At 56.2% G+C, this 23,365-nt stretch carries 17 protein-coding genes; 11 read left to right on the top strand and 6 right to left on the bottom strand.

Annotation, left to right across the window (positions count from 1 at the left end):
• Positions 1 to 115: 115 nt before the first annotated feature.
• Positions 116 to 640: a hypothetical protein gene (locus OHL23_RS24010; RefSeq protein WP_263354569.1), complete on the top strand. Its 525-nt coding sequence runs from the start codon at positions 116 to 118 to the stop codon at positions 638 to 640.
• A gap of 99 nt (positions 641 to 739) precedes the next feature.
• Here the strand turns inward: OHL23_RS24010 and OHL23_RS24005 are convergent, their stop codons facing one another.
• From OHL23_RS24005 to OHL23_RS23995, 3 genes are all read right to left on the bottom strand, one after another.
• Entirely contained in the window at positions 740 to 1,156 is a 417-nt protein-coding gene (locus OHL23_RS24005; protein WP_263354568.1) for a secondary thiamine-phosphate synthase enzyme YjbQ, read from the bottom strand.
• Positions 1,157 to 1,492: 336 nt separating this feature from the next.
• Complete coding sequence (gene groL / locus OHL23_RS24000) at positions 1,493 to 3,166, bottom strand: chaperonin GroEL (protein ID WP_263354567.1); 1,674 nt, start codon at positions 3,164 to 3,166, stop codon at positions 1,493 to 1,495.
• 95 nt (positions 3,167 to 3,261) lie between these two features.
• A complete protein-coding gene (locus OHL23_RS23995) occupies positions 3,262 to 3,573 on the bottom strand; it encodes a co-chaperone GroES (RefSeq protein ID WP_263354566.1) in 312 nt (103 codons plus the stop codon).
• 415 nt (positions 3,574 to 3,988) lie between these two features.
• Between OHL23_RS23995 and OHL23_RS23990 the strand changes: the two genes are divergently transcribed.
• Positions 3,989 to 4,567 (top strand): carboxypeptidase-like regulatory domain-containing protein, encoded by a 579-nt coding sequence (locus tag OHL23_RS23990; RefSeq protein WP_263354565.1) that lies wholly within the window; start codon positions 3,989 to 3,991, stop codon positions 4,565 to 4,567.
• A 45-nt stretch (positions 4,568 to 4,612) separates the two neighbouring features.
• Positions 4,613 to 5,365 (top strand): SDR family NAD(P)-dependent oxidoreductase, encoded by a 753-nt coding sequence (locus OHL23_RS23985; protein ID WP_263354564.1) that lies wholly within the window; start codon positions 4,613 to 4,615, stop codon positions 5,363 to 5,365.
• 253 nt (positions 5,366 to 5,618) lie between these two features.
• Here OHL23_RS23985 and lepB read toward each other — a convergent pair whose 3' ends face one another.
• Positions 5,619 to 6,452: a signal peptidase I gene (gene lepB, locus OHL23_RS23980; RefSeq protein WP_263354563.1), complete on the bottom strand. Its 834-nt coding sequence runs from the start codon at positions 6,450 to 6,452 to the stop codon at positions 5,619 to 5,621.
• Between the two features lie 779 nt (positions 6,453 to 7,231).
• Here lepB and OHL23_RS23975 point away from each other — a divergent pair.
• From OHL23_RS23975 to OHL23_RS23940, 8 genes are all read left to right on the top strand, one after another.
• Entirely contained in the window at positions 7,232 to 8,428 is a 1,197-nt protein-coding gene (locus OHL23_RS23975) for a hypothetical protein (RefSeq protein WP_263354562.1), read from the top strand.
• Positions 8,429 to 8,647: 219 nt separating this feature from the next.
• A complete protein-coding gene (locus OHL23_RS23970) occupies positions 8,648 to 8,998 on the top strand; it encodes a hypothetical protein (RefSeq protein WP_263354561.1) in 351 nt (116 codons plus the stop codon).
• 41 nt (positions 8,999 to 9,039) lie between these two features.
• A complete protein-coding gene (locus OHL23_RS23965) occupies positions 9,040 to 11,265 on the top strand; it encodes a beta-glucosidase (RefSeq protein ID WP_263354560.1) in 2,226 nt (741 codons plus the stop codon).
• A gap of 136 nt (positions 11,266 to 11,401) precedes the next feature.
• Positions 11,402 to 12,985 (top strand): GH39 family glycosyl hydrolase, encoded by a 1,584-nt coding sequence (locus tag OHL23_RS23960; RefSeq protein ID WP_263354559.1) that lies wholly within the window; start codon positions 11,402 to 11,404, stop codon positions 12,983 to 12,985.
• Between the two features lie 199 nt (positions 12,986 to 13,184).
• Positions 13,185 to 14,306, top strand: coding sequence for an acyltransferase family protein (locus OHL23_RS23955; RefSeq protein ID WP_263354558.1), 1,122 nt, complete (start codon positions 13,185 to 13,187; stop codon positions 14,304 to 14,306).
• A gap of 30 nt (positions 14,307 to 14,336) precedes the next feature.
• Entirely contained in the window at positions 14,337 to 17,744 is a 3,408-nt protein-coding gene (locus OHL23_RS23950) for a TonB-dependent receptor (RefSeq protein ID WP_263354557.1), read from the top strand.
• Between the two features lie 73 nt (positions 17,745 to 17,817).
• Positions 17,818 to 20,124 (top strand): beta-glucosidase BglX, encoded by a 2,307-nt coding sequence (bglX, locus tag OHL23_RS23945; protein WP_263354556.1) that lies wholly within the window; start codon positions 17,818 to 17,820, stop codon positions 20,122 to 20,124.
• 183 nt (positions 20,125 to 20,307) lie between these two features.
• Positions 20,308 to 21,453: an MFS transporter gene (locus OHL23_RS23940; RefSeq protein WP_263354555.1), complete on the top strand. Its 1,146-nt coding sequence runs from the start codon at positions 20,308 to 20,310 to the stop codon at positions 21,451 to 21,453.
• Between the two features lie 104 nt (positions 21,454 to 21,557).
• Here the strand turns inward: OHL23_RS23940 and OHL23_RS23935 are convergent, their stop codons facing one another.
• Complete coding sequence (locus OHL23_RS23935) at positions 21,558 to 22,469, bottom strand: SDR family oxidoreductase (protein WP_263354554.1); 912 nt, start codon at positions 22,467 to 22,469, stop codon at positions 21,558 to 21,560.
• Between the two features lie 68 nt (positions 22,470 to 22,537).
• Complete coding sequence (locus OHL23_RS23930) at positions 22,538 to 23,266, bottom strand: SDR family oxidoreductase (RefSeq protein ID WP_263354553.1); 729 nt, start codon at positions 23,264 to 23,266, stop codon at positions 22,538 to 22,540.
• Positions 23,267 to 23,365: the final 99 nt, after the last annotated feature.

Genomic DNA, 23,365 nt, shown 5'->3' with positions numbered 1-23,365 from the left:
TCATTATAGGATGTTGGCAATCATCTCAGCGTGCGATCCGTCCGCCCCGGTCCTTCAAAAAATAATCTGAATCGATAGGATGATATATATAATCCCATGCAGGCAGGAGGTCAAAATGTCACCGCAAACGCTCTTTCAATTGCATCTCGCTTTAGGTTATGTCGCGTGCCTGCTTTGCTTCCGCGCGTATTTTCTGCCCAGGCTCAAGTCTATGGAACCGATGGAAGCTCAACGACTCATCGCCACTGTTCACAGCTTCCGCTTCTTCGGTCTCGTCTTTCTTCTTCCCGGCGTCGTCGGCCCCAACCTGCCCGCTAGCTTCGCCACCTTCGCCGCCTATGGAGACTTTGCCACCGGGATTCTGGCCATATTGGCGCTTCTCGCGGTAAGGGTACGTCCACTCTTCTGGTTTTTCGTCGTAGCCTTCAATCTCGTTGGAATCGTCGACCTCATTGTCGACTATTACCACGCCGTCAGGATCGGCCTTCCGGCCCTGGCGGGGCAATTGGGTTCCACATACGCGATCCCGATTCTCTATGTGCCAATGCTGATGATCACGCACTTGGTCGCCTTCTATTGGCTGCTCCGTCCGCAGTCCAGTGCAGCTCCTGTTCTCATTGGTCACGCGACCGAATCCTGACACAGGAGAATTCGGAAGTATCGCGGGCACCGGGTCTGGCGCGCTTCTATTTGGCGGAACGTTTCGACGCCGTGGAAGAAGCGCGCAGCCGCCATTCCCTTATTCCACCCCAAGCACCTTCACAATCACTCGCTTGCGCCGCTGCCCGTCAAACTCCGCATAGAAGACTCGCTGCCAGGTTCCCAGGTCGAGCTTGCTGTCGGTAACAGGCAATGTCGTTTCGTGGTGCAGCAGCAGCGCCTTCAAATGCGCATCCGCGTTGTCCTCGCCGGTCTGATGATGTTTGTAGCCGGGACGCTCCGGCGCAAGCTCTTCTAGCCACTTGCCGATGTCCTCGATCAGACCGCTCTCCAGATCGTTCACATAAATCGCAGCGGTAATGTGCATCGGCGAAACAAAGCACAAACCATCCCTGATGCCGCTGCGCCGCACCACCTCTTCCACATGGTCCGTAATGTGCACCATCTCCTTGCGCCGCTTCGTCTCAAACACCAGGTACTCCGTATAACTCTTCATCCCAACCATCTCCTTAAGAGGATTGTTTCATCGGATCTTTGGCTGTAGAACAAAACGCGCTCCACACGCAAAATCCCCATTCGCTGCAACAAGGCACAGAGGCCCGTAATTGTACGCAACGCGAACTCACTGACAAAAAGCCACTTCCAACAAACCCAAATTTGTGGAAAACACTTCAGCGAGCAATGCTCTACGTGGAACAATTTGCGAGACACACAAAAAGGCCCCCAGCCGAAGCTGGAGGCCTTTTTGTCATTTGCATTTGCGCCGAAGGCGCGTTTGCCTGGACGGCCAGTCCCCGGGGTCCCCGGCGACTGGTCTTCGTCGCTGGGGTGGTTAGTACATGCCGTCCATGCCGCCGCCGTGACCGCCGCCGGCCGGTGCCGCTGCCTTGGGCTCCGGAATCTCGGAAACCAGGGCTTCGGTAGTCAGCAACAGGCCTGCGATCGAGGCTGCGTTCTGCAGAGCGGTGCGGGTCACCTTGGTCGGGTCGATGACGCCGGCCTTGACCAGGTCTTCGAACTGGCCAGTGGCCGCGTTGTAGCCGTAGTGGTCGTCCTTCGACTCGTGGATCTTGCCCACAACCACTGCGCCTTCTTCGCCGGCATTTGCGACGATCTGGCGAAGCGGCTCTTCGAGCGAACGGCGAACGATCTGCGCACCGATCTTCTCATCGCCTTCGAGGGTCTTGATCAGAGCGTCAACCGCAGAGGTCGAGCGAACCAGAGCAACGCCGCCTCCGGCAACGATGCCTTCTTCGACGGCAGCGCGGGTGGCGTGGAGAGCGTCTTCAACGCGAGCCTTCTTTTCCTTCAGCTCGGTCTCAGTCGCAGCGCCAACCTTGATGACGGCAACGCCGCCAACCAGCTTGGCCAACCGCTCCTGCAGCTTCTCGCGATCGTAGTCGCTCGTGGTCTTTTCGATCTGGCTGCGAATTTCCTTCACACGGCCTTGGATGTCGGCAGCTTCCCCGGCTCCATCGACGATGGTGGTGTTGTCCTTGTCGATGGTGAGGTGCTTGGCGCGGCCCAGATCCTCGATCTTGACGTTCTCGAGCTTGATGCCCAGATCTTCGGTGATGGCCTTGCCGCCGGTGAGGATGGCAATGTCGCCCAGCATCGCCTTGCGACGATCGCCAAAGCCAGGAGCCTTGACGGCAGCGACGTTCAGGGTGCCGCGCAGCTTGTTCACGACGAGGGTCGCGAGGGCTTCGCCTTCGACGTCCTCAGCGATGATCAGCAGGGGCTTGCCGGCGCGGGCAACCTGCTCCAGCAGAGGCAGCAGATCCTTCATGTTGCTGATCTTCTTCTCGTAGATCAGGATGTATGGGTCGTCGAGGCTGACTTCCATGCGGTCGGCATCGGTAACGAAGTAGGGGCTCAGGTAGCCGCGGTCAAACTGCATGCCTTCCACGGTTTCGAGGTAGGTCTGCATGGTTTTCGACTCTTCGATCGTGATCACGCCGTCCTTGCCTACGGTCTTCATGGCGCCGGCGATGATTTCGCCGATTTCCACGTCGCCGTTGGCCGAGATGGTGCCGACCTGGGCTACGGAATCATCGTTGACCGGCTGGGACATCTTGCCGAGCGCGCCGCCATCGGCGAGCTTGCCTTCCTTGTCGCGAGCGCCGATCACGGCGATGACAGCCTTGTCGATGCCGCGCTTGAGGGCGGTCGGGTTCGCGCCGGCGGCAACGGTCTTCACGCCTTCGCGATAGATCGACTGGGCCAGAACGGTCGCGGTCGTGGTGCCGTCACCGGCAACGTCCGAGGTCTTGGAAGCAACTTCCTTCACGAGCTGCGCGCCGACATTCTCCAGGGCGTTCTGGAGCTCGATTTCCTTCGCGACGGTAACGCCGTCCTTGGTGATGGTCGGGGAACCGAACTTCTTTTCAATGACCACATTGCGGCCCTTGGGACCGAGGGTGACCTTGACGGCGTCCGCGAGGATGTTCACTCCGCGCAGGATCGCCTGACGGGAATCTTCTCCGTGCAGAATCTGCTTTGCCATTGTGCTTATTCTCCAAAAACAGTGTTAAGGGATGAGTGGTTAGTGGTCGGCAGGAAATACGAATGCAGCCGACTCTTCTAACGGAGCAAATCGATTTACTTCTTCAGAATTCCGAGGACTTCTTCTTCGCGCATGATGAGGAACTCTTCGCCGTCGATCTTGATCTCGGTGCCGGAGTACTTGCCGAAGAGAACGCGGTCGCCAGCCTTTACATCAAGGGGGAAAACCTTGCCTTCGTCGTTGGACTTGCCCTTGCCTACGGAGATGACTTCGCCTTCCTGGGGCTTTTCCTTGGCGCTGTCAGGGATGATGATGCCGCCCCGAACCGTTTCGCCCTCTTCCACGCGGCGGACCAGAATGCGATCGTGGAGCGGAGTGAAGGTCGTAACTACGGATGATGTAGCCATACTGTTGCTTCTCCTTGTGTTTCGAGTGAGGTATTCAGGTGAGATACGGGAGGGATCGGGCCCGACCGCATCCATGATTGAGAAAATCCGTGATTGAGAAAGATCAAATTGTTTGCGGACTGAAGTTGTCCGGGCTTGGACAGGGAGTGATTTGGCACTCCGGATCGCCGGGTGTTAGCACTCTCGCCTTCCAACTGCTAGAGTAGGGAAGTCGTCGAAAGGTTGTCAAGAGCCGGAATTGTGAAATGTGAGTGTTCTTCGCTAATAAATATTGCGTTAACAATTCGCTTCCGGTTCCAACCTATCGAAACTGTTTCTTATCCGTCTCTCATCCAGTCCCAATTCGCCCGGTCAGCCACGAAAGGTCTACAATAACGTCATGTTTCAGAGGTTACGCACGTTTCGAAATACCGTAGTGCCCGGTTTCTTGCTCGCCGCGATCAGCGTCGTTGCTTTGACGCACGCTTTCGCCCAGGATTCGGACTCGGCCAAGCGGGGCCGGAAATACAAAGCGCCACCGCCGACCTCGCATGTCGTTGTGACTGTCGTTCGGGCTACGAACGGCAAGCCGATTGAAGACGCGGCGGTGATCTTTCATCCCCTTATGGACGGACACGACAACGGAAACATGGAGCTGAAGACCAACGAAGATGGCAAGACGACCATCGATCTGCTGGTTACGGGCTCAAGCGTTCGCGTGCAGATCATTGCGGATGGCTTCCAGACCTATGGTAATGACTACAAGATAGACAAGGACAATATGGCGATTGACGTCAAACTCAAGCGCCCAGTTGCTCAGTACTCCATTTACAAGAAGAGCGAAGGAGCTGCGGCAAGCACAGACAAGCCTGCGGATGCTCCGAAGGATACCGCTCCCGATGCTTCCAAGGACCCGAAGAATGGAGATGCGAAGGATGGCGCGGCGAAGGACGCGACGCCTGATGCTCCCAAGAATGATTCATCACCGCAGGATTCGGCGGCTACGCCGAAGTAGTTTCTTCAAAGACATTTCGCTTCGATTCTCTCTTTGCGAGGACGCATGGTTTCCGGATCATCTTCTGAGTCGGTTTCCGGTCCTCACCCCCGTAAAACTGCTCTTGTGACCGGCGGCGCCAAGCGTGTGGGCAGGGAACTGGCCCTGACTTTGGCGCGCTCTGGCATGGACGTCGCGATTACCTTCCGCGCCTCGGCAGATGAGGCAGCAGAGACAGTCCGTGCCATTGAGTTGTTGGGTGTCCGTTCGATAGCTTTGCAGATGGATGTCTGCAGCGAGGCGAGCGTTCGGGATGCGATTCTGGCCACTGTGGCAGAGTTTGGCGGCCTCGATCTGCTGGTGAATAACGCTGCGATCTTTGAATCTGCGTCGCTGGCTGAGATCAGCCTGGAGCGCTGGGATGCAGTCTTCGAAACGAACGCGCGGGGCCCGTTTCTGGCGGCTCGCGAGGCTCTGCCGCATCTGAAGGCCGCGCATGGACGCATCGTGAACCTGGGTTCGCTGGGAGGCAGTCACCCATGGGCGACTCATGGACATTACTGCTCTTCGAAGGCTGCCTTGCACATGCTGACGCAGACAATGGCCAAGGCCTTTGCGCCTGAGGTCAGCGTGAATTGCGTGGCTCCTGGGTATATTGAAATTGCAGGCGACAGAGAAGTTGCGCATTTTGCATCGAAGACACCCATGGGGCGGAATGGAAGCGCTGAGGATGTAGCCGCGGCAGTGCTGTTTTTTGCAACAGGACCGCATTTCATTACCGGACAGATTTTGACCGTCGACGGCGGGTTGGGGTTGTGAGGCGGGTTCTGGAAATGCCGGAGAAATGAATCGCAGACGTGCGCATTGATTTCTTCCCGAGCGGTTTGGCCTGTTGTTACCAACTGAAGGTCTGAACAAGGTCGTTGGTCTGTAAACACAAGCCGACATCTGGGGAGTAATCCTGGCAAGAACTGCGGCTGGCGTGTCGGGTAGCGCACAAGTAGTAATTGCCGAATAGGCGGTCATACGACCGGAGCGCACCAAGATCAAATGGGGATCTTACAATTTCGGTTCAACGAACAACGTGGAAAGTGCGTTTCCAGCGCGTGTCTGGGAAGAAATGCACCAGAACGTGGCCGATCCACGCGAGCTTGTGACCGAATCCTGTTTGTTCAAGTTGTCCATCTGCGGCCTTGAACGACCAATAGTTGAAGAGAGGCCGGCCAATTATGTTGGCGCGTGGCACGAAGCCCCAGTAGCGCGAGTCCAGGCTGTTGTGCCGGTTATCGCCCATCATGAAGTACATGCCGGGTGGAACCACCAGGTCGCCATCCTGGATATAGCTTGAGAAGTTCACGGCCCACGACTCTGTCGCCCCAGATGCTGCTGCCGGGGGTACTGCGGGAAAATCATCGAGGAACTCGTTGAAGTTATCCGTCGTCGTCGGCTGCGCAAATCCCACCGGCTCTGCAACACCATTAACAATCACAATGCCGTTGCGTAGATGAATATGATCTCCCGGTACGCCAATCAACCTCTTCACCAGGGGAGTGTATTGTGGTGTTCCGTCGGCGTCAGTGGCATCAATACCAGGCTGATTGACGGGCTTGTGGAAGACCACGATATCGCCGCGCCTCGGCTCGCGATACCTGATGAGCGGCATCCACGAAGCAGGCGGCATTAGGGTGATCTGGTCGACGACCAGGTGATCGCCCACAAGCAGCGTGTTCTCCATCGAGCCTGACGGAATGACGTAGTTCTGAGCTAAGAAGGTCAGAATGAACAGGCCCACCACCAGAACTGAGCAGATGCTGGCCAGCGCTTCGAAAGGAGTCACCTCCTGATTGATCTTGGCGGAAGCTGCGGGCTTCGTTGAAACAGGAGAAATCTTCGTCGCTGGGCACATCCAAGGGCTCCTCAGGAAGGCTGGCGAGCCCCAGGGCGTTCGCAGCGGTCCCTTCGAAAGGGATGATTTCATGTAAGTTCGACTGTCGTCGGGTTTTCGTCTTGACCAGAGTCTATCAAATCCCTGTGCAACGTAGAATTCTCCGGATGATTCGGCGTGCGAGCGGCTAGTGGCCGATCCGGAAGTTATATAGGAGTAAACACTTCGGCGTCATTTTCAGGATCGGTACCGGGAAACGGGCATGTTGACTGTAGAGATTCTCGCTTTACGCCAATCCGGATGCCGTGTCGGAGCAGAGATCACGCGCAGGAAGGGTTGAAAAATCGGCTTTTGCGAAGCGAGCGGGCGCTCTGCAAAATGTTGGGGGATAAATCAGCAAATTCGTGACGTTGCTCTCCTTCGCGGGCGAGGTCTTCGGCGGAGCGCGTGCTACAGGTCGGACGTTCCCGATCAGCGTGACTCAGAAATTTCAAAAACTCAGTGGAGACAGGGGAGGGCTTCGGGTAGCGCTGCGGTTCCGCCGATGGTCTGAATGGCGCCCAGCGGGTTATCCCCCGTCATGACGCGAGTCCGTGAAATATGAAATGATTGTGCGTTGCCGCTGGTGTCAGGGTCCTTGTCGGCTTTGTGCTGAATCGTTTGAGTTCTAGAGACGCTGCGATTCCGGCACGGTGTGTCTTCGAGTAGAGGCCGAATTGAGAATGTCATCGTTGTCACAATTCGAGAGGGAACTAAAGGGGGCTGAACCGGCATTAAGTCCAGCCTTGGTTCGAGAACAGTTGAATCGCCTTCTCGCTCACTCTTTGTTCACGAACAGCAAGCGATACCCGGTGCTGCTCGCTTACACAGTTGAGCAGACCCTTCTTGGTAATGCGAGCGAGTTGAAGGAACGGACAATCGGTGTCGAAGCCTTCGGGCGGGAACCTGTCTACGATGTGAACCTTGATCCGGTGGTTCGCATGACGGCAGCGGAAGTCCGGAAGAGACTGAGCCAATATTATGTCAATCCGGAACATGCTACGGAATTAGTGATCGAATTGCCCGTCGGCACCTATGTCCCGTGTTTTCGTGAACCTGCACACCATCTAATGGAATCTGCCGTACCAATAGAAGGCGCGGAGCACGCCGAGTCCTTGCGGGAAGATCTCTTGTCGCCGGTTTTGCCGGCAGATTCCCAAGGAGCACCTCCGAGGCTCACCGTTCGTCATGGGATATGGATCGCAGCCGGTTTGATCATGGCGGCAATTATTGGCTTTGGCGTTGCCCGGACTAGATTTTCGGGCCCACCCACAACTCCAGGTCAACGGACGAATCTGGAACGTTTCTGGGAGCCAATCACTGCAACTTCAAGCCGAATCACGTACTGCCTGGGAGTTCCGATCGACGCTGTCGATCTTCAAACCAGGACGATTCCCGCGATTCCCGCTGGAGAGAACGGCAGTCTGAACGTCTATGATGTCATCACACTTGCGCGTTCCATCGCTCCCCTTGTGCCGAAGAATGGCGAATTTCGTGTTTTAGCCGCTTCTGATACCGGTTTCGCTCAGTTGCGAGAAGGCCCATCCGTCATGATTGGGGCTTTTGACAATCCCTGGACGATGCGCATAACACAGGATCTGCCCATAGGATTCGAATTTGACAATCACGTACGCAAGGTGGTGGATCGCAAGAGCTCTCCCAAGGGAATCTGGACGCTTCAATGGCAAGTTCCGGGCAAGAGCGTTGCACGCGACTACGCTGTTGTCGCCCGGCTTCACGACAAGGTCACAGGTGAGCCAGTCATCATCCTGGCAGGCATTTTAGGGGAGGGAACCGAAGCAGCCAGCGAGGTTGTCTCCAATCCAGCGTACTTGGATGCAATGCTGCAAAAGGCTCCGAAGAATTGGGACCAGCTCAATCTGGAAGCTGTAATAGAAGCAAGCGTTATTGAAGGCCACCCTGGGCCGCCAACGGTTGTTGCCGTGGAGACATGGTAAACCGTCTCGTTCATTGAAAAACCCTGTATCATACATCCCTCCCAGCCCGCATCCATCCTGATCCTATCTAATTGCAAATACAACGCTTATACGTGCCCTTGCGCTATCTGTTGCACGATGCAGCTTACACAGAGAGAGCGGCCGGCCCTAGGCTGAATGCGTATGGAAGTTCTCGAGGGAATCCGCAGGCTCCCGCCAGGAACTGAAAGGAGACTTTCCGTGAGACGCATTCTTGGTGTCGCACTCTTATTCATGCTGTCTTCGGCCTCCCTTATGGCGGCTAAGAACTCCCAGACGTTCTATCTTGCCACTGCTGCCCGAGCAGGCAACGTGCAGCTTCCTCGCGGAATATGCGAAGTGGCCTGGAGCACACCCTCAGGATCGCGAGTGAGGTTGACCATCAAGACGGAAGACCAGAAAACAGTCGAGGTTCTCGCACGCGTGGTAGAGGGTAATCAGGGCAAGACCGGTGTGGTCACTTCTGTCGTGGACGGAGTTGCGTACTTGGAAGAGCTTCACACCAACAATGCCACATTCATTCTTCAAAACGGGATAAAAGCGTCCAAATGAGTCCAGTCGGTCAATCGCTCGTGAACTTTAGCTGGAGGCACATGTACAACCGCAAGATTAGTACCCTCTCTCTTTTCGTCATCGCAGTTCTGGCAGCCTCTGCCGCAGCGTCCGTAGCCCTCGCTCAAAGTGCAGACCGTCCGTGGATGAATACCAACCTCTCCCCAGAAGAGCGCGCCGATCTGGTGCTGAAGCAGATGACGCTCGACGAAAAGCTGTCGCTGCTCCACGGGAATGGAATGGCGCATAATCCGCAGTGGACCATGCCTCTTACGGAGCTGAGCAATGGCGGCGCAGGGTACGTTGAAGGTGTCAAGCGATTGGGCATACCCCCGATCGTCATCTCGGATGCCGGCTATGGGGTTAGGGACAGCGGGGCGAACGGCAGGTATTCAACCGCCATGCCATCGAGCCTGGGGGCAACATCGAGTTGGGATGTGGAATCCGCTTGCGCGTTCGGCGATGTGATTGGCGGCGATCTCCGAGCGCAGGGCTTCAACATGACCCTGGGGGGCGGCGTCGACCTTGCCCGGGAACCGCGAAATGGCCGCACCTTCGAATACGCGGGAGAAGATCCCCTTCTCGCCGGCACCGTGGTCGGCAATCTCATGAAGTGCGAACAGGCTCAACATGTCGTTGGCGACATCAAGCACTACGTGATGAACGACCAGGAGACGGGACGCTTCTTCGTCAACTCCATCATCTCCAAACGAGCCATGCAGGAATCCGACCTGCTCGCCTTTCACATCGCGATCTCGATTGCGAATCCGGGCGCGGTGATGTGCTCCTACAACCGAATCAATGGGGATTTCGGCTGTCAGAATTCCTACACGCTGCGCGAGGTCCTCAAAAAGGATTGGGGCTTCAAGGGGTTCGTAATCTCGGACTGGGCCGGAACGCACAGCACCGAGAAGGCATCGGCTGCGGGCCTCGACCAAGAACAGCCAATGGCGGACTACTTCGGACCGAAGCTGAAAGCCGCGGTCGATGCCGGAAGAGTGCCGCTCTCCGAGATTGACGACCACGCGCGTCGCGTCTTGTATGCCGAATTTCTCTCCGGCGTCGTTGACAACCCGATTCAGACCAGCGTTCCCGATGTCGAAAAGGGTTTAGAAGTGGCGCAAAGGGTTGAAGAGAAGAGCATCGTTTTGCTGAAGAATAGTCCTAGCGTGCTTCCGATCAATCCGACTAAGGTCCATAGCATTGCGATCATTGGTGGACACGCTGACGTTGGGATGCTTTCCGGTGGGGGATCGGCACAGGTTGACCCGCCTGGGGGCAATGCGATTATGCCTCCTGGCAAGGGTGCAACGGTCTGGCAGGAGCATATCTGGTTCCCGACCTCTCCGCTAAAAGCTCTCCAAGCGAAACTGCCGAATACGAAAATTGATTTTGATTCTGGAAAAGACTTGCAGTCCGCTGCGAATCTGGCCAAGAGCGCCGATCTGGCCATCGTATTTGCGTATCAGTGGCTGTCTGAAGATATGGATGTCCCGAGCCTGTCGCTTCCGGACAATCAGGATGCCTTAATTGAGCAGGTGGCTGCTGCGAATCCTCACACGATCGTCATCCTCGAGACCGGAAGCGCAGTCTCGATGCCTTGGGTAAACAACGTTCCCGGCGTCGTCGAAGCGTGGTTCGCCGGCAGCTCGGGTCATAGGGCGCTCGCCAACGTGCTGGTTGGCGATGTTAATCCGAGCGGCAAACTCCCTCTGACATTCCCGAAGAGTGATAACGATCTTCCTAGAGCTGCTATTCAATCGGCATCCTCTTTGAATCAAATGCAAGCAAATGCTGACCCGATGAGTCCGGGTGGCCCGTTGGACAACTACGTCGTTCACTACGACGAAGGAGCCGCTGTCGGTTACAAGTGGTTCGAGATGCAGCACAAACAGCCGTTATTCGCCTTTGGCTTCGGTTTGTCGTATACGACTTACGCATACTCGGGACTGACTGTCGATTCCGCCGGAAAGATTGCCCACTTCAATGTCAAGAACACGGGAAAACGACCCGGTACCGAAATTGCGGAGGTCTACGTGCGACTGCCCAAGGGCTCCGATGAGCCGTTCAAGCGGCTCGCAGGATGGACGCGTGTCAACCTCGGTCCTGGCGAATCAAAAGCCGTGACAGTCACCATTGATCCTCGACCGTTGCAGACGTTCGACGAAGCCACCGACAGTTGGAGCCTCGCACCTGGCGATTACGAAGTGCTAGTCGGGGCTGCTTCAGATAACACACCGCTCTCGGGGAACCTCCAGATTCATTGATGTTGTTCCTGGGATGAGCCGGTTCGCGCGTCGGCGTGACGCAATTGTCCGCACCGAAAAGCTCATTGCCACCCAATAACCCGAATATCGCGTTCTTGCTCGGGAAGAGTAGCCTTACCTGCAGAGGAAACTTGCTATGTATGGATTTCGTAAATGGACGCTTGCGATATGTAGTTGCTTTCTTCTGGGTTCGTCACTTGTGGGCCAGGAGAATGGCACCATTCAAATCCACATCGATGCAGATGCGCCGACCACAGCGTTCCCGCATTTTTGGGAAAAGACGTTCGGTTCAGGACGCGCGATCTTGTCCTTGAGGGAAAGCTACCGGAAGGACATTGAGACCGTGAAAAGCGTTACGGGATTTGAATCCGTTCGCTTTCACGGAATCCTAACGGACGAGGTAGGGCTCTATGATCCTGACCGAGTGATCAAGAATCCCGGATTGGCTGCCGAAGCCGTCAACGATTCATCGCCATACAACTTTATGTATATCGATCAGATCTATGACGGCCTGTTGAGCAAGGGCATCAAGCCGTTCGTCGAACTGAGCTTCATGCCTCGAAAGCTGGCTGCCGATCCAAACGCTCTCCATCCGTTCTTCTATCACCCCATTGTTTCGCCTCCGAAAGACTACAAGCTTTGGGATGAAATGATTCAGGCCTTTGCCGCTCACCTCGTTGCTCGTTACGGTATCAATGAGGTTAGCACCTGGAAGTTTGAAGTCTGGAACGAGCCCAACTTGGACTTCTGGGGAGGAGCACCGAAGCAGTCGACCTATTGGGATCTTTACGATCACACGGCACGCGCGATCAAGTCTGTTTCGCTGCGACTCCAGGTAGGTGGCCCAGCCACGGCTCAGGCAGCCTGGGTTCCTGACTTTTTGGCTCACGTGTATGAGAACCACATTCCAGTTGACTTCGTTTCGACGCACGTTTACGGAAACGACAGCGCCCCAAACGTACTTGGGACAAGTGAGGATGTTCCTCGCGACCAAATGGTGTATCGCGCAGTGAAGAAGGTTCATGATCAGATCGCATCGTCGCCGCTCCCGCATCTTCCGTTGATTTTCTCTGAGTACGGCGCCAGCTATTCCAACGAGCCAAATGTCACCGATTCACCGTACATGGGACCGTGGCTCGCGAACACGATCAGACAGTGCGATGGGCTGGTCGAAAACTTGGCCTATTGGACATTTTCCGATGTGTTCGAGGAGCAGGGTGTAGCACGGTCTTCGTATTACGGCGGGTTCGGTGTGATTGCACCGAACAACATCCCGAAGGCATCACTGAATGCTCTGGCCATTCTGCACAAGCTTGGAGACCGTCGCATGGCGGTCGATTCCGATTCTGTTCTGGCTACGAAACTCTCAGATGGAAACCTCGCGGTTGCACTGTGGAACTATGTGCCGCCCGGTGGCAGCGGACCGAATTACACTCAGCAGTCCACACTACCGGGTGCGCCGCGCACATTCATTGTGCAACTGGAGCATTTCAGTGCCATGCCTACCGCCACTGTCTATCGCGTGGACAGCACGCACGGGAATAGTCTTGCGCTGTTTGATCAAATGGGCCGGCCAGAGAACCTGAGTCCAGAACAGATCTCCCGCTTGCAGAAGGCGGGCTCTCTGTCGCCAGCGGAGCCGGCATCGATCCAGGATGGGAGGATTACGACCACTGTGCCTCCATATGGACTTGTGGTGCTCTTGATCAGGCACCGATGACCGGATCTTAAGATGCTCGACGAAGCGGAACCTGACTGGAATAAAAAGCAGCAGGTCCGCTAAACCCCCTTCGACTTCAGGCACTCTCTCGCAATTGAAAGCTGCGGTGTCTCAGAGTCTGACTTTGGTGCTAACCACTGAGCCTGCAGACGACGCAGAAGTGTGGGATCGGCGCCGGAACTGTGGAGATTTCTGACCGATGAATGTTCCCGTAGTTGTCGACCGCACCAGTAGCGGAAAAGAACACTTCGAAGTATTGGATGGGTTGAGGGGGAGTGCCGCATTCCTGATCGTGATCTTCCACGTCTTCAATTACTCGTTTGGATTCCACGGCCCGTGGGCCCTAGTCAAACATGCCTATCTCGCAGTCGATTTCTTCTTCGCGCTGTCGGGGTTTGTGGTCGCGTATGCCTACGATGATCGATGGACGCGGATGTCGATTCTCCAATTCTTCCGTATTCGTCTTATCCGGCTCCATCCACTGGTCCTGATCGGAGCCACTCTGGGGTTGCTCGGTTATCTCTTCGATCCCTTCAGTAAGGCGAGCAACCATACGGATGCCCCGATGTTGTTGCTGGCCTATATCACCTCATTGCTCCTGCTGCCTTCGCCGCCAGTCGGGGGACGGCATAACGAAACTCAGGCGCTCAACGGGCCGGCCTGGTCCTTGATGCAGGAATATCTGGCAAACATCGCCTACGCTCTGATTCTTCGTCGCCTGCGCCCGCTAACTCTGGCAATCATCTTCGGCATATCTGGATTCCTGCTTATTTGGACCGTCAATGCACAAGGGTCGCTGGATGGAGGCTGGGACTACCCGAGGATCTGGATGGCGCCGTTGAGGCTGACGGTTTCATTTGTCATGGGCCTCTGGCTCTATCGGGTTCATGACCGGATTCGCGTGCCCAAAATCGGACTGCTCTTGCTTTCGATCGTGCTTGTGGTGTGTTTTCAGATGCCAGTCTTCCCCAAGGTTGGCGAATACTCGCTGAACGGATTTTATGACGCGGCATGCGTGCTCCTCCTGTTTCCGGTCATCATCCTTTGTGGGGCGCACTCGAACGCAGGTACAGGCATGATCAGGCTCTGCAAGTTCAGCGGTCACCTCTCTTATCCGCTCTATATCACTCACATTCCGTTCGTATACGTACTCGCGGGCTACTCGTGGACAAGGCATCCCAGCCTGGATGTAAAGCTGACATGGATTTTTTTGACCATTCCATTCGCGATCATTGTGGGTTGGTTGATTCTGAAGTATTTCGACGAGCCAGTAAGGGCGTGGCTAACTCAGCGTTACGGCATCAAGCGGACGACGGTATAACCACAGGGCGAAGAGGACGGGAGAAGAACGATGAAGTGGACATGTAAGAGATTCGCAGGCTCTGTGAGGAAGTTGCTGGTGCTGGGGTGCGCGATTGCAGCGCCCCTCTGTGCGCAGGAGCAGACCGTTGTCGCCTGGCATGGTCTGCTGCGCAACAGCGAAGGTGCTCCGATTGCTGGCGCCGAAGTGAGGCTTTCGGGAGCGGCAACGGCCCAGGCGGACACCGTTGCCGATGGAAGCTTCACGGTTCCTGCGCTCCCCGCCGGGCAGTACAGGCTCACGATTGACGCTGAGGGAAAAACCGTTAGGTATGGGCAGTCAATCGACCTGACGCCCGCACCACCAGCTGTCGTCATCACGCTATCCAGCCGTGGTGAAATCGCGGTCGCGGCGCGGCATGACACGGGCGCGACTGGAGGTGAGGCGCTTTCCAGTCAGACGGTGAGTTCTCTACCTCTGAATGGGCGCGACTTCAGCACGCTGCTGCTGCTGGCCGCAGGCACCATGACGGATACCAACGGAGCAACGAACTTTACCCAGCAGTTTGCCATTAACGGTCAGCGCGGCGTGGAAGCAACATTTGCCATGGACGGCTCGGACATCAGCGATCCGGAGATGGGTGGGAGTATCATGCCGAACTTCAACGTTGACGCAATCCAGGAATTGCAATCCAGCTCCGGCTGGATGCCAGCCGATATCGGTCGTGGGGCGGCAGGCTTCACCAACATCATCACGCGCTCTGGGAAAAGTGGCTTCCACGGCTCATTTTTTGAATTCGTGCGGAACTCTGCATTTGACGCCCGCAACTACTTTGATAATCCGACACCGGCGTATCCAGGGCGTATTCCCCCTTTTCGGCGCAACGAGTTTGGATTCACGAATGGCGGACCTGTGTACATTCCGCACCTATACAACGGCCGCCAGCAAACATTCTATGCAACGGAATATCAGGGGTTTCGCCAAGTACTCGGCACGACGCAGGTGATGCCCGTGCCGACGGTTGCAGAGAGGCCTGCAGGCAGTTCGAATATCGTCTATGACACTACGAATTTTCCAGATGGCACATCCGACACGCTGGCCGTGCCGGTAAACCCTTCGATTGCAGCAATTCTGGCCCGCTATCCGCTACCGAATTTGCCAACCGGGTCCTACGGTGCGAACACCTATGCGACGGCGTCGAAGGTGACAACAAATGCGGATCAGTTCTCGCTGCGTATTGATCACAAGGTATCCGCACGCAACCAGTTCTTTGCCCGGTTCACGATGGATAATTTGACGGGGCCAACGACCAATCCGGACCAGACGGCGGTCGATCCCGCATTTGGAGTCGAATACCTGGATCGGCAGCGCAATGTTGTCGGTACACTCACGACTACATTCAATCCCAGGCTGACGCTGGAGTCATCGCTTTCGATTACTCGCTCCACTCCGGGCTTTCCCACACCTGACTACACCGATCCTGCAGTCAAGTTTGAGGATGGCCTTTTCGAGGCCTTCAATAGTGCGGGCGGTTCGGTGATGCAGGCGTATGGCAACCTTTTTCAAGAGCGGGAGAACATGAGCTTCACCACCGCGCGACATACCCTGAAGGCAGGTTTCGAGATCAGGGAAAATGCGGATACGACCTATTTTGGTACCTCACCGAACGGAGAGTACGACTTTGGCGGCGGCACCGCCTACGCGACGGAAGCGATCGCATCAACAAGTGGCAAGCACGACATCAATGTGGGCGAGCCGCTGCCCGATACACTTTCCGGCTTCCTTACCGGCTCCCCTTTTGCATACATCGTTGCCGTGGCGCCGCCCGGAATTTCTGGAGGCGCACACATTGGCCCTGCTGCAATCAACCGCGGGGATTACAACTGGTACGTCGAAGATACATGGAAGGCCACACCAACATTGACACTCGATTATGGTGTCCGCTGGGAATACTACACGCCGATCACCGAACGCGCTAATCGCACCGGATCGCCCCGAGTAGTGAGCGGGAAGCTGGAGTACCTCGTCAATCCGCAGCCCGGCTATTCGACCACTTGGAACGGTTGGGGGCCAAGGGTGCAGGCCTCCTGGGCGCCGGTCAAAAACCTCACGGTGCACCTAGGCGGAGCGGTGACAGTGATTCCACCAAATATCTGGCAAGACAACATGCTCACCGGCTCCACTCCTTTCGTGATCTACCCACGGCGCCAGTCTTCTTCGAGCGCACCATTGGCTTATGGGTTCACCATCACTCCATCGATATTGCCGATTGCCTACGATCTGAGCGGCAATGACATCCTGGCGAAGGGAACGAAGGAGATTCCTGCCAACACGCCGATGGATGTGGACCGCTACGAGAAGGATCTGGCCACGGTTACTTCCTCGGGTGCAGTGAGCGCGCTCAATCTATCTGGCATCAACAAGAGCTTCGGCAATGGAACGCTCTATACCTGGACCCTTGGCCTTGAGCGCAAAGTCGCCAACCTCACTGCAGATCTAGGCTATGTAGGCACCGCAGCCCAGAAGCTGCCTCGCATAAGCTTTCCAAATGCATACCCCGGTGCAACGCCGGAGTTTGCTCCTTATACAGAGTTCAACTCTGCGGGCGAAATTGCGGGGGGATTCGGCGTATTGAACTTGATGACCAATGATGTTCACTCCAACTACAACGCGATGCAAGCGTCGCTCTCGGGAAGCGTGGGCCACGGCGGCCCTGGTATCCAGGCCTCCTACACGTTCAGCAAATCCATCGATACCTCGTCGCTCGTGTTCGGCGGCACGGGATCGACAGGAGCGACAACCTCAGGTGCGTCGCAAGACCCATTCGACTTGCGCGCAGAGAAGGGGCCGTCGGCTTTTGATGCAACGCATAACTTTGGATTGAGCGCCGCGGAAGATCTGCACTTAGAGAGCGCGAGTTTCCTGAGCGCTCTTCCGCGCAGTTTCACTTACGGATGGGAATTGCTTTCCATCTCGTCTATTTCATCTGGCGCGCCATTCACGGTCTACTCAGGCATTCAGCAGACAGGTGACGGAGCGAACGGCGTCGACCGGCCAGATCAGATTGCAATACCAAAGCTGTCAACTGCCCGAACAATCCGCCAAGACTACTTCGGTATGGGAGCCGCTAACGCCAGTACTTATTTCAATATCCCCGTTCATATTGCTGGTGGCACCGGTCCCAACCTGGGGCGCTTTGGCACGCTCGGACGCAATACCTTCCGCGGACCCGCCTACTACGACTACGACTTCGCGATGATCAAAGATACTCCGTTCGGGCGTAGATCCTCTGGCGCAGAGCGCATCGATCTGCAGTTCCGGGGCGAGTTTTTCAATCTCTTCAACATCGTCAATATGGGGCTGCCGGCAAATATCCTGAACGGCTCCGGCTTTGGTGAGATATCGAAGACTGCCGGAACTTCGCGGCAGATCCAGTTCTCTCTGAAGTTGATTTACTAAACAGAAATCCCCTTGACACGCAACCACCTAACCGTCGCTCGAAAAGAAACGGCACGCAATGAGAAAGAGACCCATGAATCCGATCAAATGCTCCGCAATCATCGCGGTACTGCTGACAGCAGCGGCAGCCGGATGCATCTCAGCAAACGCGCAGGCGCAGCTCTTCAGCCCAGAGGCAAAGCAAAAGGCTCAGGCGCTTCTAAAGGAAATGACTCTGGAAGAGAAGATCGGCCAGCTCAATGAATCATCGGGGTTGGTGATGCCTGGCCTTGCAACAGAAAAGCCAGACGATCTCATTGCGAAAGGCGGCGTAGGATCGATTCTCTGGCAGATGAATGTGCAGGAGATTAATCGGCTCCAGCATATCGCTGTCGAAAAATCCCGCCTGCATATTCCGATTATCTTCGGGTTTGATGTTATCCATGGGTACCGCACAGTCTTTCCCGTCCCGCTCGCGATGGCGTCATCCTGGGATCCATCGGTTGAGGAGCAGGCGCAGCATATCGCGTCGCAGGACGCGCGCGCCGCCGGACTTCAGCTTATGTTCACTCCGATGGTTGACATCGCCCGCGACGCTCGCTGGGGGCGAATTGTCGAAGGTGCTGGAGAAGACCCGTACCTCGGTGCAGCCATGGCGCGAGCTCAAGTCAAGGGCTTCCAGGGGGAACATCTCAACTCCGATGGGACCGTGGTCTGCGTTAAGCACTTTGCCGGCTATGGCGCATCCGAAGGCGGGCGCGATTATGACTCGGTGTACGTCCCTGAAGAACTTTTGGAGAACGTCTATCTGGTGCCCTTTCATGCGGCCGAGCAAGCAGGTGCAGGCAGTTTCATGAGCGCATACATGGACCTCAATGAGATCCCCGCCAGCGGCAATCATTGGCTGTTGACGGATGTTCTGCGCAAGGACTGGGGCTTCCAGGGCTTTGTTCTCTCCGATGCATTTGCTGTCGGCAGCCTTGTGACGCATCACTATGCCAAAGACGGTGAAGATGCGGCCTACAAGGGGCTCTCTGCAGGTGTCAACATGGACATGGCGAGCCTGACCTACGCTCACAATCTTGCGCAAGCAGTGAAGGACGGGAAGATCGCAGAGCCCTACATTGATCAAATGGTTCTGCCAATCCTCGAAACCAAGTACGACCTCGGCCTCTTTGAGCATCCCTACGCCGATGAGTCCAAGGTCGAAGCTGCCCTGAGCCGTCCGGAAGGTCTCGAACTGGAGCGCAGACTCGCGGGGCGTTCGATGGTCCTGCTAAAGAACGACAATCACGCGCTTCCGTTGCAGAAGTCACTCAGGAAAGTTGCAGTCATCGGACCTCTTGCCGATTCGAAGCGCGATGTTGAAGGCGGATGGACCGTGGAAGGTTTGTTCGGACCGGGCGGGAAGAGCCATCCCATCACGGTCCTCGCCGGAATCAAAAACAAACTTGGTCCAGATGCTCAAGTCACGCTCGTCGACGGGCCACGACCGTCCAAGGTCTATCCCGGCATGCTGGATACGATAACAGGCGAGAAACCGACTCCGCCGCCGACCCCTGAAGAAATCGCAGACTGGATCGCGAAAGTGAAGACCGCTGCGAATGACGCAGACATGGTCGTCGCTGTGATGGGCGAACTCGCCAGCATGAACGGTGAAGCGGCTTCGCGGGCTTCACTCGACCTTCCGGGTATCCAAGAGCAAATGCTGGAAGCGGTCGTGGCGACAGGTAAGCCGGTAGTACTGGTTCTCGAAGGCGGTCGCCCCCTAGACATCCGCTGGGCATCAGAGCATGTGCCGGCGATTCTCGAAGCCTGGTATCCGGGGACGAAAGGTGGAGATGCGGTAGCCGACGTACTCTTTGGAGACGTCAACCCCGGTGGAAAGTTGCCCGTGAGTTGGCCGCGCACAGCCGGCTCCGAACCCCTCTACTACAACCACACCCGCACACACGAGCCCGAAGATGCGCCTGGATTTACATCGCGCTATTGGGACATCAGCTCCAAACCGCTCTATCCCTTTGGCTACGGGCTCAGTTATTCCACCTTCAAGTTCGCTAACCTGCAGGTGAGCAAACCCAGCATGCACGTTGCCGATACGACAGAGGTGAAGGTGAATGTAACAAACACCAGCTCCGTCGCTGGTGATGCTGTTGCACAGATCTACATCCATCAGCGCTACGGTTCGGCCTCACGTCCTGTTCGCCAGCTCAAAGGATTCGAGCGCATCGCGCTCCAACCCGGTGAAACAAAGACCCTCACATTCCCGCTGGGGAAGGAAGAGCTCAAGTATTGGAATCCGCAAACGAAGCAATGGGTTGTGGAGCCGTCTGAATTCGATGTTTGGGCAGGCGAAGATTCAACGGCCAGCCTACATGCCGATCTCATTGTCACGCAGTAGAAGGAACACTTAACGACTCGGGCGCCGTTTCAAGTGGCCGCACTCGCAGTCCTTGACCATGTCGTTCTTGAGGCCGGTATATCGGAGGAGATTGTCTCGACCTTTTCCAATGCCGGCCCCAAAGTCATCACTGGGCAACCGTAGCTTGCGTCTTGTTCGACACAACCGAAAATGGGAATTTTCATGACAGAGGATGTGCAACTATCGCGCGCGAAGCTATCGACCAGGCTGGCGTTCATTGCCGCAGGGTTCGGCGTAGCTTGCTGGGCTCCCTTAGTGCCTTTTGCAAAGACTCGCTGCCATCTCGGCGATGACACCATGGGGTTGGTTCTTCTGCTCCTGGGCGCCGGTTCCATCATTGCGATGCCACTTGCTGCGAATCTAAGTGCGCGCTTCAGTAGTAAGCCGGTCGTACTCTCAGGTGGAGTAGGACTGGCACTCATATTGCCGCTCTTGAGCATCGTATCGTCGCCGATCGCCCTTGGAGTCGCGCTCTTTGCCTTCGGGGCTTCTCTGGGATCGTTAGATGTTGCAATGAACCTGCATGCTGTCGATGTTGAGCGTGTCTCTGAGAAGCCGTTGATGTCTGGATTTCACGCACTCTTCAGTGTTGGTGGATTTCTGGGGTCGGGAATCGTGACAGCCCTTCTCTCGCGAGGCATCGCACCGAGTTCAAGCACGATTCTCAGTTCCGCCATTCTTGTCTTGCTGATTCTGATGGCCATTCCGCGCATGCTCTCGAATCGAGAGATGACTAATCAACCCATTTTTGCGATTCCGAGAGGTGTCGTGCTCGTCATCGCTATCTTCGCGGCAATCTCATTCTTGGTTGAGGGGGCTCTCCTCGACTGGAGTGCGCTTCTGCTTGTCGGAGAACACCTCGTCTCCGCTGCGCACGGAGGGCTGGGATACATGCTCTTCTCCATCGCGATGACGTTCAGTCGTTTAGTCGGCGATGGCATCGTAGCGCGATTCGGGAACCACATTGTGCTAACACTTGGTGGAGTGACTGCGCTTCTCGGATTGTGCGGCCTCCTATTCGCATCAGTTGCATGGATCGGGTTTGTCAGTTTCGTCTTTGTGGGCCTTGGGGCCGCAAATATCGTGCCTATCCTGTTCAGACTCGCGGGTACGCAACACGCAATGCCTAAAGGGCTGGCCGTTGCAGCCCTCACTACGGCGGGTTATGCGGGCATGCTGACGGGGCCAGCCGCCATCGGTTTCTTATCCAAGGGGATCGGTTTGCACAACGCGTTCTGGTTTCTTGTCGCTCTCCTGGCGTGTGTGCCGATCTTCGGCAAGCATGTGACTGTCGAAAATTCTCATTGAACGAGCAGGCAAGACTAAGCATATGACGCGACTGCAAGCCATTGTCTTCCATATGGACGGGGTGCTTACCGACTCCGAAGAATTGCACGCACAGGCAAAGCTCATCACAGCGGCTTGGGCGAGGGCATGACGGGAGTCAGTAGATCTGACAATCCGATGTTGCGATACATTTCCACGCGAACACGATCGGCCACTCCATTGACGATTTCTGCACCGTCTTGTGCGGGGTCTATGTGAACGCGGAATGGACGCTTACCGAAAGGCAAGTCCACCACTTTGACAATAGCTTTGGCGACATCTGTCACATCGGCGTCGGGGGGTGCAGTAGCAGCGAAACCCTTCATAATGTCGTCGCCGAGGTGCGCGTAAGGACCGTTGTCGTATTCGGCCTGACGTGCCTTGTCTGCCGGTGAGCCAGCGCGTGCGAAGTGGTTGGTGCCGGAGGTGAAGGCGCCGGGAACGATGATGGACGTCTCGATGCCCCAACGATTCAGCTCTGCGGCATAGCTGACAGCGAGCGCATCCATGGCCGCCTTTGCAGCGAAATAAGGTGCGAGGTATGGCGGCGTGCCTCCACGTGTGCTGGTGCTTCCGACCCAGAGCACCAGTCCCTTTCTCTGTTTGCGCAGTTGTGGAAGCGCGGCGCGGTTGACACGCTGTGTGCTGAGTACGTTGGAGTCGAAGACCTGAACTAGCTGCTCGGGAGTGAAGGCTTCAGCTGCGCCGAAGACCATGTGTCCGGCGTTGTGGATAACGACGTCGAGACGACCGTCTTTCTCGACGATGGTTTTGATGGCTTGATCGGCTGATTCCTGAGAGGCGACGTCGAGTTCGATGGTGCGGAGGTCAACTTTGTTCTCTACCGCGAACTCTTGAGCAGCTTTCACCTGCGCGGCGTTGCGGCCTGTGGTTTCGCGCATGCTGGCGTAGACGGTGTGTCCGGCGATGGCGAGAGCGCGAGCGGCGAGGGCTCCAAAACCGCTCGATGCTCCTGTGATGACTATGACGTTTTTCATTTTCATTCTCCTATAAGGTTCTTTCGAGCTGCGTGAATGGATGAATGTGTGCGAGCGGTACGGGCTTGCTATGCGAAGCCGCCGTTTGCGCGAAGCACCTGCGCGTTGATCCATCCGCCATCGGGTCCGGCAAGAAAGGAGACGACGCTGGCGATATCGTCTGGCTGGCCGAGACGTTCCAGTGGCGCCATGCTGCTGATCTGTTTGATCTGCTCTTCGGTCTTGCCGTCCAGGAAGAGCTCCGTACCTACGGGTCCGGGCGCAATGGCATTGACTGTAATTTTGTGTCCACGAAGCTCGTTGGCTAGGACGTGGACGAGGCCCTCGACGCCTGCTTTGGAGGCAATGTAGGGGCCGTAGGCAGGGAAGTTCTTGGCGAGGACGCTGCTGGAGAAGGCGATGATACGGCCACCTTCAGCAACGTGTTGCGCTGCCTGCGAGAGGACGAGGAAGGTCCCGCGGAGGTTGGTGGCGATGACTTTGTCAAACGTTTCTACGTCGCCTTTAGCGATGGGCGAGAGAGGCATGATGCCTGCGTTGTTGACGACGACGTCAATCTGGCCGAAGGCCTTGATTGTCTTCTCGAAGAGCTGCTTAACGTCTTCAGGATTGGCGACGTCGGCCTGGATGGCGAGCGCGCGGCCTCCAGCGCTGGTGATCTCGTTGACTACATCTTCGGCCTTGGCTGCGTTACCGGCGTAGTTGACGATAACGCCGAATCCATCGGCTGCGAGGCGAAGAGCGATGGTGCGTCCGATGCCGCGGGATGCGCCGGTAACGATAGCAGTTTTTCTCATGGTGATTCTCCTTTGGGCGGCTTCTTTGAACTTGAAGTCCGTCGCTAAAAATAGATTGAACCTGACAAAACTATACGTCCAATGCATAATGCTAATATT

Source organism: Acidicapsa acidisoli (assembly GCF_025685625.1).
In the GTDB taxonomy this organism is placed as follows: Bacteria; Acidobacteriota; Terriglobia; order Terriglobales; family Acidobacteriaceae; genus Acidicapsa; species Acidicapsa acidisoli.
The sequence above is the reverse complement of the archived record's forward strand: the minus strand, read 5'-3'. Positions and strand labels throughout refer to the sequence as shown.

What these genes read in the sequence shown, in the direction of transcription:
- groL (WP_263354567.1), bottom strand. Translation starts at nt 3,166, where the DNA reads ATGGCAAAGCAGATTCTGCACGGAGAAGATTCCCGTCAGGCGATCCTG.
- OHL23_RS23960 (WP_263354559.1), top strand. Translation starts at nt 11,402, where the DNA reads ATGTATGGATTTCGTAAATGGACGCTTGCGATATGTAGTTGCTTTCTT.
- OHL23_RS23950 (WP_263354557.1), top strand. Translation starts at nt 14,337, where the DNA reads ATGAAGTGGACATGTAAGAGATTCGCAGGCTCTGTGAGGAAGTTGCTG.
- OHL23_RS23965 (WP_263354560.1), top strand. Translation starts at nt 9,040, where the DNA reads ATGTACAACCGCAAGATTAGTACCCTCTCTCTTTTCGTCATCGCAGTT.
- OHL23_RS23985 (WP_263354564.1), top strand. Translation starts at nt 4,613, where the DNA reads ATGGTTTCCGGATCATCTTCTGAGTCGGTTTCCGGTCCTCACCCCCGT.
- OHL23_RS23935 (WP_263354554.1), bottom strand. Translation starts at nt 22,469, where the DNA reads ATGAAAAACGTCATAGTCATCACAGGAGCATCGAGCGGTTTTGGAGCC.
- bglX (WP_263354556.1), top strand. Translation starts at nt 17,818, where the DNA reads ATGAATCCGATCAAATGCTCCGCAATCATCGCGGTACTGCTGACAGCA.
- OHL23_RS24010 (WP_263354569.1), top strand. Translation starts at nt 116, where the DNA reads ATGTCACCGCAAACGCTCTTTCAATTGCATCTCGCTTTAGGTTATGTC.
- OHL23_RS23955 (WP_263354558.1), top strand. Translation starts at nt 13,185, where the DNA reads ATGAATGTTCCCGTAGTTGTCGACCGCACCAGTAGCGGAAAAGAACAC.
- OHL23_RS23995 (WP_263354566.1), bottom strand. Translation starts at nt 3,573, where the DNA reads ATGGCTACATCATCCGTAGTTACGACCTTCACTCCGCTCCACGATCGC.
- OHL23_RS23940 (WP_263354555.1), top strand. Translation starts at nt 20,308, where the DNA reads ATGACAGAGGATGTGCAACTATCGCGCGCGAAGCTATCGACCAGGCTG.
- OHL23_RS24005 (WP_263354568.1), bottom strand. Translation starts at nt 1,156, where the DNA reads ATGAAGAGTTATACGGAGTACCTGGTGTTTGAGACGAAGCGGCGCAAG.
- OHL23_RS23930 (WP_263354553.1), bottom strand. Translation starts at nt 23,266, where the DNA reads ATGAGAAAAACTGCTATCGTTACCGGCGCATCCCGCGGCATCGGACGC.
- lepB (WP_263354563.1), bottom strand. Translation starts at nt 6,452, where the DNA reads ATGTGCCCAGCGACGAAGATTTCTCCTGTTTCAACGAAGCCCGCAGCT.